The organism is Donghicola tyrosinivorans (assembly GCF_003003355.1).
Lineage (GTDB): Bacteria > Pseudomonadota > Alphaproteobacteria > Rhodobacterales > Rhodobacteraceae > Donghicola > Donghicola tyrosinivorans.
In genome coordinates this window covers 1-10,838 of record NZ_PVTQ01000039.1, presented here as the reverse complement: position 1 = coordinate 10,838, position 10,838 = coordinate 1, and the positions used below count along the sequence as shown (strand labels likewise).

Sequence of the window (10,838 nt, the reverse complement as noted above, 5' to 3'; positions counted from 1 at the left end):
GGGTCGAGCCGATGTGCAAAATGCTGCAGATTGCTCCGTCCACATACTATGAGCGGCGTGCTGTTTTACGTGATCCGTCCCGGGCCTCGGCTCGGACAAAGTCCGACGCATCCTTGTGCCTCAAGATCGAGGCAATTTGGGAGGAGAACCGCAAGCTCTATGGCGCGCGGAAGATCTGGCATGTTTTGCGGCGCGACAGTGAAGACGTCGCTCGCTGTACTGTCGAGAGGTTGATGAAAGTGTTGGGGGTCAGGGGTGTGGTCCGGGGGAAGAAAGTCGTCACGACCAATCCTGACAGATCCTGTGCTTGCCCGGATGACAAGGTAAACCGCCAGTTCTTCGCGGACTGTCCGAACCAGCTTTGGGTGTCTGACTTTACCTACGTGTCTACGTGGTCAGGCACTGTGTACGTGGCCTTTGTCATCGACGTCTTTGCGCGGCGGATTGTTGGCTGGCGTGCATCCACTTCTATGAAGACCCAGTTCGTTCTCGACGCACTCGAGCAAGCGATCTGGCAAAGAAAAACACCAGATAACAAAAGCTTGGTTCACCATTCGGACCGCGGCTCGCAATATCTGTCTATCAAGTATACGGAGCGATTGGCGGATGCAGACATTGATTTGTCTGTCGGAAGCGTTGGTGATGCCTACGATAACGCACTCGCCGAATGCGTGATCGGTCTCTTCAAAACAGAGGTGATCAATCAGATCGGACCATGGAAATCGGTCCGTGACGTCGAATGGGAAACGCTCAAATGGGTCGATTGGTATAACAGCCGCCGCTTGCTGGGACCCATCGGATACATTCCACCCGCTGAAGCAGAGGAAGCATTCTATGCAAACCTGAAGTCACTCGATATGGTCGCCTAGTCGTTGAACAAAATACCCTCCGGCAAAGTCGGGGCGGTTCACAATGGATTGCGCAATCAGGGCCGATCCCTTGGTCGACGGATGAATGCGGTCGTTGGCAAAGAGCGACAGATCGTCAGAACGGAAACTCTGGTCTAGGTCCACAAGAGTTACTCCCTCATCTCCTGCTGCCATGCGCGACAGGCGCATCTCTAGTGCCTGATAGGGTGCCTCGCAGGTGGTGCCGGCGTAGCGCGGGGCCGTGTAGTAATCGACCCAGACAACCTTGCTCCCCTTGGCCCGCAGGCTGGTGACCAGTTCGGGGATGGCGCCAGAACTGCCATCGGGTGACACCAACCGGTCCAGCACCGGCGCGCAGTCGGAACACCCACAATTTCGACTCAGATCATTGGCCCCGCCATTCAGGACGACCCATTCGGGTGCGTGGGCGTTGATCTGTTGCGGGATGTTCAACGGCCCGATCCCGCCATCCACCTGCGCCAGCGACAGGGACACATCGCCTACCGGTTCGCCCAAGATGCGCTGCAATTGCGCGGCGACGTTCCGGCTCCCGCCGTTCCACGCCATCACGGAGTCGCCCGCAACAATGATCCGCGCGTTTCGAGGAACCTCGGCGACGCAGGCGGCCAAGAGCAAAAGCAGGGGGAGGAAGAGTTTACGCATATCTCTTAGCTAGATGGCGTTGCGTCTGGGGCAAACTAACTTAGACGTGAGACGCAGGCAGAATAAGGCAAAGGATCGGGCAGGGATGGCAGGCAAAGCGCTGAACAAGGCAAATCTGATGGCGCTGGGGACCGAGACCTTGGCTGAACTGCTGCTGGAAACGGTCAAGGGCGATGCCAGCCGCCAGCGCCGCGTGCGTTTGGTGCTAGCCGCAGGGCAAGGGGCTGATGCGGTCGCGGTCGATGTGCGCAAACGCTTTGCCACGATCCGCAAGGCGCGCAGCTATATCTCGCGGAAGAAACAGCGGACTTTGGCCAAAGAACTGTCCGAACTGACCGAGTTGATTGAAACGCGCATCGGAGAGTCCGCGCCTGATCTGGCATTCGATCTACTGTGGGAGCAGTTGCACCTAGCGCGCGGCATTCTGGAGCGCACCGATGACGCATGGAGCGCGATCAGCGATGTGATGCATCAGGCGATGGAGGCTGTGTCGCGGCTGGCCCCGAAGTTGACCAAAGCGCCCGAACACTTGGCCGAAGACGTGTTTGATGCGGTTGTCGGGGATGTCTTTGGGGCGTTCGAACATGCGGTGCGTGCCACGTCAGAGGCTTTGGGAACTGCCGGCATAGCACATCTGAAAACACTCGCGCGAGAAGCGGCAGAAGCTCCTGCGCCCGAGGCCGAGATCGCGCTTTATGCGGTGCTGACCGGGGCGTCACGGTCCGAAGCGCGTGCCAAGGGCGCACGTCAACGTCGCATTCACTTGCTGCTGCAGGATCTGGCGGACCTAGAGGGTGATGTGGACGCTTGGCTCGCGCAGTACACGCCCCAGCAACTGACGGCTGAAACCGTTGCGCCCGCCGCGGCGGATCGCCTGCTTCAGGCTGGAAGGGCGGAAGAGGCGCTTGGGCTGGTGGAAGCACCACTGGAACGGCGCGAGGGCTGCACGCAGGATCGCCCCGATCTGGATGAGGCACATTTTGCTTGTCTTGAGGCTTTGGGCCGCAAGGATGACCTTATCGCAGCGCTTTGGGAGCGGTTCGAAACCCGCCTATGCCCCACGGCTCTGCAGCGGCACCTGAAACTCTTGCCAGACTTTGAAGATATCGAAGCAGAAGACCGCGCGCGCGCCCATATCTTGTCCTATCGCCCGACCCAGTCTGCGCTGCTCTACTGTCAGCGCGCCCCCGACTTGTCACTGGCTGCGCAGTTGGTGTTGGAACGCTACGAGGAAATCGACGGGGAGGCGTATGAACTTCTCTCCCCACTGGCCGATGACCTGTCGGCGCATCACCCGTTGGCCGCAGTCCTGCTCTGGCGCGCAATGATCGACTTTTCCCTGCGTCGGGGACGCTCGGGGCGCTACGGCCACGCGGCGCGCCACCTGATGGCTTGCACTACCGCCGACATGAGCATTGAAGACTACGCGGGCCACCCGCCGCACTACGCATATGTCGAAGGGCTGCGCCGGAATTACGGGCGCAAGGCTGCGTTTTGGGAGAAGCTGGATAGCGATTGAGCGTGGCGCGAGACCGCTTTCATGTCCTCTCTTTGTCTGCTGAGAGTTCGCCGTACTTAAGTACTGAAATGCGGCATTGTCGATTTCGGACTGTCAAAAAATGCTGCGGGAGGCCCCGAAAGTCCGGTCTGGTGAGGCTCCACTGCGGCGACATGCAGCCTGATCAACGGCAGGTCAGGGCCGATTTTGCCAAGGTCATCCACTGAGATTGGGTGATCGGCCTCGTGACCGTTTCGAACCTGAAATGACGAACGTTGTCAGAAGTCCTTGCCGCGATTTCCTGAAAGCTAGAAGGTGACTTTGCTCATGGTCGAGTAGTGCTCGGCCTGCTCAACCATTCTCAAAGTCGCTTTTTCACCGAACCGCTTGGCAAGTGCATATGACATTTCCTGCGGCGACCAAGTGTCGTTGGTCCCATGCCAAAGTTCTACCGGACACTGAACCAGGTCGATTGTCTCGCTCCAATCAGCGACATAGGCATTGATGAAAGCGAGATATGCATCTGGTCGCCGAAGGAAACACTCCACAAGCGCTTGGTTCAGGCTGGCTTGGAAAGCAGGATCTTCGAAAAGGGCCCTCTCTGGGGCGCCACAATTCCTGAAGAGCGCGCCAGCTGTCCGTTCGGGCGACCACCGAGTCATCAAGCCTTGGAAAACAGTCAACAGGCGAAGCAATTTCGGATGCGACATGGCCAGCTTGAATACAGGTTTACCAGCCATATCCGGAAGAAAATCCCCCATCGACAAGGGTGCCGCGGGAGAAATGAGAATGAGCCGCGAGACAATATCCGGACGTTTCGCTGCGATCTTGATCGCGGCCATTGCGCCAATCGAAAACCCGGCCAAAACTATCCCGCCATTGTCCGCAGCAATCGCCTTGGTATGCAACGCGTTGGAAAACGCCACATCAACGTCTTCTGGGGCATTAGCCAAAAGGTCTAATGCAACGATATCTACGTCGGGATTGGCCTTATGAAGCAAAGTGGCGTCGGCTTTGCTTCCGGGCATGCCGTGGCAAAAGAATACTGCCTCCATCCGCGCGGAACCCACCTATGTACGTTGAATTGCTTCAAACTCTTGCACCTCAAAGATGCAGCTACAAGGCGAAATAAGCCATCCTATCAAACAAATGACGCCAAATTTCTCGGCACTCCAAACTTGGAACAAAATCGAAATAGAGCACATGCAGCGAATGGCAGCTCCGGTGAAGCTGCAAAACGACGCTTGATGTCGGCATTGAGGGCCGCAAAGGGCCGATGATGCACTCTTGCCCGCGTTCAGTCGTTAAAAAAGCCACTAAAATCGCTCACCCAACAGCCGATAGCACCAGAAGGCTTCGTCTTGTAGGATCCGTTGATTGAGTTGGACCGGCGAAAAACCTGTCGCGCGTTTGAGGTCGCGGCCCATATGCGATTGATCGGCAAACCCTGCCTCGGCCGCAAGTTCGGCAGGTGGGGTGTTTGGGTCTTGGGCAACCAGATGGTGCAAGTCCTCAATGCGTGAAAAGAAATTCAAGGTTTGAATGTCTTGCCCGGTCCACCGGCGTACACGTCGCTGCACGGACCTTAGGCTTTTGCCGGTCCCGGATTGCGCAGCTCGTCCCAACAGATGATACGTCCATGCCTTGATACGGCTTGAACCGCGCCATGGCTCAATACCTGCCTGACGTTGTGCTGTATCCCATGCCTGTTGCATCGCCGCCCAGAAAAGGGTCCATGCGGCATCCGTGGCCGTGTCTTCAAACTGAGCCAGAGCATGCCGTACACTTTCGGGCGGTGTGCCGTCAGCCCCTCCGCCAAGAGTGTTCCATGCGTCGGGATAGAACGCGACGGTAAAGCCTTCGATGGGACCCGGGCTCCAGCTGATATGAGGTTCGGCCTTGGGGGCTGAGTACAAATATCTTGGTGTCTTCGGTGTTCTCTTTAGTCTTTGTAACGGGACAAGTGTATCGGCAGCGTGCAATTCACCTGACAGCATGACTGACGCCACATAAAGGGGGGCCGCGGGAAAGTAGTTCAGCCGCTCTTCGTCCCTCAGGTCCACGCCAAACGTATTGCGGTAAAGACAGCAGGCAATGCAGCTCGCCAGGTTTCTAGGCGGCAAGATAAGTTGACTGATCGGGCGCACGAGGAAACTCAAACTGGAAGTGACGTGATCGTTCTATAGCGACTCCAGTTGATGTGCCAGTTTAGGACCGGACAAATAAGGATCTGGACCAATGCAAACTCGTCCAACTGCCGTCAAGCCGACCATGCCAAGCATCGCATTGCCAGACGCCGATTGGACGGATGCTTATGAAATTGAAACGTGGCACAAATTTTCGGACATGAAAGCCGCAGCCCTTTGTATTGTTGGTGAAATGACGCGGTGGGCAAAGCCTCTGCTCTGGCTTCGCAATGCCCTTTGACGTTGTCACCGGTCGTGCGTTCTACAAACCGCTGTGGCGGTTTTTGAAAGAACTGCCCAAGGATTATGTCGGCGACTTGGCGAAGATACAAGCGCGGCACGGCGACCTTGTGCATTGGAAGGTTTGGGGCGGCGCGTTGAATTTTGCATTCATCAGCGACGCGACCGTGAACCGAGAGCTATTCGTGCGCAATACCGATGCCCTGTCCAAATCCCCGTCGCAGGTGCAGACGTTTTTGTATGCAGCGGGTCCGAGTGTTGCCACAGCCCATGGTGATGATTGGCGCACGAAACGCAAAGAAGCCAACAGCCTCTTCTCACGTTCCATCATTGAGGCGTCATGCCAGCGCCAGGTCGCCGTTACCCGCCGCTTTGTTGAAACACATGGGCCCGGTCCACACGATGCGATCCTTTTTGCGCGACGTCTTGCGGCCCTGACATCGAGCCGTGGCATTCTGGGGCGTGACATCACCGTGGAGGAGGCGGACACACAGATTGCCTTTAGCTTGGCGGCCTCTGATAGGTTCAACGCGGAATCCGCCCAAATCTTTGCGCGTCCGGACTGGATGTTGGCCCCGTGGCGCAGGGAACTGACCCGTCGCAAGCAGGAGGCCTTCCCAATTGTGAAAGCTGCGATTGACGCGTCAAGGGTCAGCACGGAACCGAACGACGGGCTGATGAACCACTACGTGAACGGCAGCTTTGTCACGTCGAATGATGGCGAAATGCTGACCATCCTTGTGGGTTTATTGATGGGGGCTCAGGACAATGTCGCCTCAGCTTTGGGATGGGTCTTGGCCTATCTGGCGTTTCATCCGGACCTGCAGGACCAGCTTGGCGACGAAATACGGGCGAGCAGTGCAACGGCGGGTGCGTTGCGGAATTGCCGGCTGTTGATGTCGGCCGTTAAAGAAATTTTGCGCCTACGTCCGCCAGCTCCTGCCAACCAACCCCGTAGGCTTTTGAGGCCGGTCGAGATCGCGGGGCACAGGCTGCCGAAAGGTACGTTCGTCTTCAATTCCTTCTACAACATGCATCGCAATGCGTCAGTCTTTGAGGATCCAGAGACATTCGATCCAACGCGGTTTCAGGACGAGCGGCTTGCGGGCGTGCCCGACTTCGCGCCGTTTGGACATGGTCCCCGGAATTGCGTCGCCCAAGGCATGGCGATCCAACAGCTGCTTGCGAGTGTCGCAGGTCTATTGCACGATCACCGGCTTGGAACCTGCCCTCAGAGTTTCCCCAGCATCACGCAAACGCCATTCCTATCACCTGCTTCATTTGACGTGAGCATCAAACGCGTTTGAGAAAGGGCACATGAATGTCTGTTTTGCGGGCTGCAACTGCAGCACCTCCTCCGGCCGGTGAAAGGCAGCTATGTGCCTCCAGCGTCCGCCATCCTGTTGCGTCATGGCGCGGGTCTCGCCGCGCCGCAGCAGGACCGCTTCGGGCCCGATATTGCCACTTTGACCAATTGTACTCGTCATAGCTTGATGAAAGTCTACTCAAAAACCATGGAGCTTCTGTGTTGAGCATTCGATATCTGAAAATCGCCGGTGTCGGGCTGGCCGGGTTGACCGCAGCGATGCATATTTTTGTTGGTAGTGTTGATACGCTTTTCCCTCTTTTGGAAGGCGATCTTGATATGGCTATAAAAAGTACTTTTCATGCCGTCTGGCATTTTATCAGTGTTTTCTTGGCCTTCTCGGTTTGGAGCTTTGCGAGTGAAACGGCATCTGCGAAAATGATAGCGCGACTTTGGATTGCATTCGCTGCCTGCTTTTTCATAGTGGGCCTTTACAGCGCAGGTCTTCGCGGATTGATCATCGTACCGCAATGGACATTACTTTGTGCCGCAGGTGTCCTTGTTCTACTGCATTTCAGACAGATAGAAAGCAAACCCGCGTAACAGCATCAGTTGTTGGCAGCAAAGTCCGCACTTTGTACCTTTACCCCAAGATTTCGCTTCAGCACGCCATGAGCGGCCGCTTTGGGGAAGCTGTACCGCGGCGAGGATGCATTCTCGACCGTCGGCTATGTGCCGTTGTTGATAGCCGGTCGGTAGGTCAATCAGCTAATGCCCGTAGCAAATAGTCGATCAAAGCCTGCGTTTCCCTGTCGTCAAGTTTAGAGAGAAGCTTTCTCTCAGCGATCGTCTTCGCATCCTGGCCGGCTTGCTTGAGATGCCGTCCCCTTTCGGACAATTTCAACAGTTTTGCTCTACCGTCTTGGGGGTCCGCATATTGTTCAAGATAGTCTTTTCGAACCAACTCTGCTGTCAGCAGAGACATCGCCTGTTTTGACACTTCCGCACGGGCTGCCAAATCAATGGCCTTGATTGGGTCTGCATCTATAAGAGCGATAACTTCTGCTTGCGCAGGTGTCAGGTCGGAAAACCCTGCTTCATGAACTTGGTCAACCAACAGGCGATGGTACTTGGCGAAGGTTGTTCTGAGCAACTTTCCGATGCTGACGTCGGGGTGGTTGGCTTGGGTCATGCAGGCATTTAATCGTATGTCGCCAAAGTAGTCAATATAGTTGACTAAATGCGTGGAGGCAGTCTAAGTGTCCTGTGAAAGGAAAACGCATGACCAAAGCAAGCGACTGTATTTTTTGCAACCTCGACGCCCTGGATATCATTGCCGAAAATGAAATGGCTATCGCGGTCACTGACAAGTTTCCCGTTAAACCGCTTCACACTCTCATCATTCCCAAGCGCCATTCCGACAATATTTTCGAGACGACGCCTGACGAACGGGAAGCCATGCACCATCTTGCTATGACCTGTATTGAGACGTTGAAGAGCACCGACAACCGCATCGAGGGGGTGAATTTCGGATCAAATATTGGCGCGGTCGCCGGCCAGAAAATCTTTCACACGCATTTGCATCTCATCCCGCGCCGTCGAGGAGACCTTGATCCACCTCCCGCTCGTCATGACGACTGACTTGCTGCAGGTAATTGCACTTTACCGGCATGGTAAGGTGCGCTTCGATGGGTGGAAGTGGACAAGTCCGGAAAAGTTTCGGCAGTTGGTCGTAGCATACGACAACGGTGCGATTGTTGTGCCAAACATACGTTCGCCCCAAGCGACGCCAGGTCGGATTGTGGTCTCTACGCTTCCGAGAAGCGTGGCATCAGCACATGTTCTATTCGGTGGCCACGACTTCAAATCTGACCTCTTCCGTGAAGCAGAGTTGCCAACCCTTCCTGCGATACCGGTTGTACTACCTACCATTGCATGGTTTGTGGTGTCCCGACTTTTGTGGCGATTTGGGCGTCGCACGGATTGCGAAGGATATTCGGATTTCAAATCACGCGCCGCGCTGGCAACGGATATTTTGATCGACCATTGCTCTGACGGCAAGTCAGTTGCTTTGGTGGGACATGCCTTATTGAATCGAGAAATTGCACGGGAGTTACGCAAGAGGGGTTTTCATGGCCCCCACAATCCGAGTCAGTCCTACTGGGTGCCGTCGATTTTTCGGCGATCAAATCGCGTCGATACCTGAACCGATCCTTGAATGCAGGCTTTGCCCACACCAACTACCTTCGCTTGCCAACGCGCCGCATGATGCGACGGATGGCCGGTTCGGTGAAGCTGCGCCGCAGCGCAGCCCGACTTGGCGAAGGTCCGGAAAGGGCCGTTCACGCTGCCATTTGAGTGACCTTCTCTCGAAGATCTGCTGCACCTATCTCTGCCGCGAGGTTCCTGATTGCTTTCAGTCCGATAGACTTTTGCTGCCTCGGAAGCTGTTCGGCTGGGATGACAAAGAAACGCCACTCCGACACTATGCGTTGGTCGCCTCCTTCGTGCCATGCGAAGATGTATAGATCGGCGAGCCTCCTGCCCGAATGATTTGGGGTGTAGGTCTTGCCATCGGGATAGTAGGCTTTGGCGGCCGCGATACTGAACCGAGGCGAGGTTGTCGAATTGCCCCAAGACTGAGCAGATGCCGATTGCTTGACTTCGACCCTAAGCCCATCGGACCGTTCTAGATCCCAAGCCGCCCAATCATTTCCGACTTGCTTCCAATCAGGGCCAAGGATCTCGGCGACCATCAGCTCAACCCAAAGCCCCCTGAGATTGTTCTGCAACACCGGAACATCAAACATAGCCAGTACACGCTTGAGAATCTGATCTTTGTCCATTGGAATATTTGTGCAGACCCGAGCATTGCAAGGAAGCATAAAATCTTGTTTAGGCATGTCCGCTTCGACGAAACTTAGCCGCGGCAACGGCTCCGGCGTGAACGGCAACTTAGGGCCGGGAACGCCGATGCTCCAATGGGCGGTTTTGAAAGACGACGATCCAGTCACGCGTCAGACGCCGTTTTCCGGCGAAAACAAGCCGTCCTCTGCTAACCCCAAATCAACCACCAAACCCACACAAATTTCACTTGACAGGCCTTGCGCACGCTTTTGGTTTCGTTTGCGCATTCATTTGGTTTTTCTGACATGTGTGGATGGGCCATATGAATGCGCGCACAGATGATTCTGCAAGCGCAGACAACCCCATATGCAACTGATTTTATTAATTTTTTCGCAACATAAGTCGACAGGTGGGTCAATTACATGCACATCCGGACCATAAGCATGCACACCCTGCCCGAAACCGACAAACAAAAAGGGCCCTCACTATAGGGGCCCTTGTTCGTCGCGATGTTCTTTTGAATGCCTTGTTCAGGATTCCTTCTGCCTTGGGGCTTTCTTCTTCCTTGTCTGCTCGATCATCGCCAGCATTTTTGCCTGATCAAAATTGTTCTGATAGTCCTTCAAGGTGAATGGTGAGTAACCCTTGGAGAGCCCGGAAATTTTCGAGAAAGCCTCTGAAAAATGATCAATCGTGCAAGTCTTGTCAGATGCAAACGCGGCAAGGCTGAACGCCTCGATCAGGATTTCGATTACCAACCCCCAGCGGAAACAAGCGGCGAAGGACAATCTTTGCAGAAAATCCACGGTTGCAAGGTCCTCGATGCCAATTCCGGCTTTGTCACCATAGCTGAAAAAGAGGTGAGTCAATTCCTCCTTGTCAGATGATCGCGACAGATCGATTCCGTCGAAACTTACGACCCGGAGCAGCCGGTCGAGTTGCTCCTCTTTCTTGATTTGGGTCGCGAGGCTTGGGATCCCGGAAAAAATCAGCATCAAGGGCCAATTATGGTCCTTGAGAAGCGACTTGAAGCTGTCGAGGATTTTCTGGTTCGTCGCGGTATCCACGGCAGTAAACACGTGTTGGCATTCGTCGAAATGGATACCAACCACGCCCTGAAGCTCAGCGTATTTCGGCACATTCTAATCTGCGTTGCGACACACTCTCTATCTTGCTGAAAAGCAAGGAGACCGGACATGGCCCACACAGAACTGGATTTACATGAAAGA

Annotated in this window: 11 protein-coding genes; 5 read left to right on the top strand and 6 right to left on the bottom strand. The window is 55.2% G+C overall.

The window, feature by feature from the left end; translation table 11 throughout:
- The coding region (locus CLV74_RS22130; RefSeq protein ID WP_146135010.1) for an IS3 family transposase at positions 1-869 on the top strand (869 nt) is incomplete at its 5' end.
- Here CLV74_RS22130 and CLV74_RS22125 read toward each other — a convergent pair.
- Entirely contained in the window at positions 849-1,532 is a 684-nt protein-coding gene (locus tag CLV74_RS22125) for an SGNH/GDSL hydrolase family protein (RefSeq protein WP_106269082.1), read from the bottom strand. The two genes, CLV74_RS22130 and CLV74_RS22125, sit on opposite strands and share 21 nt — an antisense overlap.
- Positions 1,533-1,617: 85 nt before the next feature.
- Between CLV74_RS22125 and CLV74_RS22120 the strand changes: the two genes are divergently transcribed.
- On the top strand, positions 1,618-3,051 hold the full coding sequence (locus tag CLV74_RS22120) for a DUF6880 family protein (protein WP_106269080.1): 1,434 nt from the start codon (positions 1,618-1,620) through the stop codon (positions 3,049-3,051).
- Positions 3,052-3,338: 287 nt separating this feature from the next.
- Here the strand turns inward: CLV74_RS22120 and CLV74_RS22115 are convergent, their stop codons facing one another.
- Together CLV74_RS22115 and CLV74_RS22110 are read right to left on the bottom strand one after the other, a co-directional pair.
- Positions 3,339-4,085, bottom strand: a complete 747-nt coding sequence (locus CLV74_RS22115) for an alpha/beta fold hydrolase (protein ID WP_106269077.1) — start codon at positions 4,083-4,085, stop codon at positions 3,339-3,341.
- 261 nt (positions 4,086-4,346) lie between these two features.
- A complete protein-coding gene (locus CLV74_RS22110) occupies positions 4,347-5,189 on the bottom strand; it encodes a helix-turn-helix domain-containing protein (RefSeq protein ID WP_106269075.1) in 843 nt (280 codons plus the stop codon).
- A gap of 257 nt (positions 5,190-5,446) precedes the next feature.
- On the opposite strand from CLV74_RS22110, the gene CLV74_RS22100 reads away from it, so the two are divergent.
- Positions 5,447-6,763: a cytochrome P450 gene (locus CLV74_RS22100; protein WP_106269071.1), complete on the top strand. Its 1,317-nt coding sequence runs from the start codon at positions 5,447-5,449 to the stop codon at positions 6,761-6,763.
- A 221-nt stretch (positions 6,764-6,984) separates the two neighbouring features.
- Positions 6,985-7,365 (top strand): hypothetical protein, encoded by a 381-nt coding sequence (locus CLV74_RS22665; protein ID WP_146135009.1) that lies wholly within the window; start codon positions 6,985-6,987, stop codon positions 7,363-7,365.
- Positions 7,366-7,522: 157 nt separating this feature from the next.
- On the opposite strand, the gene CLV74_RS22095 is transcribed toward CLV74_RS22665, so the two are convergent.
- On the bottom strand, positions 7,523-7,954 hold the full coding sequence (locus tag CLV74_RS22095; protein WP_106269069.1) for a MarR family winged helix-turn-helix transcriptional regulator: 432 nt from the start codon (positions 7,952-7,954) through the stop codon (positions 7,523-7,525).
- A gap of 89 nt (positions 7,955-8,043) precedes the next feature.
- Between CLV74_RS22095 and CLV74_RS22090 the strand changes: the two genes are divergently transcribed.
- Positions 8,044-8,403, top strand: coding sequence for an HIT family protein (locus CLV74_RS22090; RefSeq protein WP_106269067.1), 360 nt, complete (start codon positions 8,044-8,046; stop codon positions 8,401-8,403).
- A 701-nt stretch (positions 8,404-9,104) separates the two neighbouring features.
- Here CLV74_RS22090 and CLV74_RS22085 read toward each other — a convergent pair.
- Both CLV74_RS22085 and CLV74_RS22080 read right to left on the bottom strand, forming a co-directional pair.
- A complete protein-coding gene (locus CLV74_RS22085) occupies positions 9,105-9,776 on the bottom strand; it encodes a hypothetical protein (protein WP_106269065.1) in 672 nt (223 codons plus the stop codon).
- Between the two features lie 363 nt (positions 9,777-10,139).
- On the bottom strand, positions 10,140-10,748 hold the full coding sequence (locus CLV74_RS22080; protein ID WP_106269062.1) for a hypothetical protein: 609 nt from the start codon (positions 10,746-10,748) through the stop codon (positions 10,140-10,142).
- Positions 10,749-10,838: the final 90 nt, after the last annotated feature.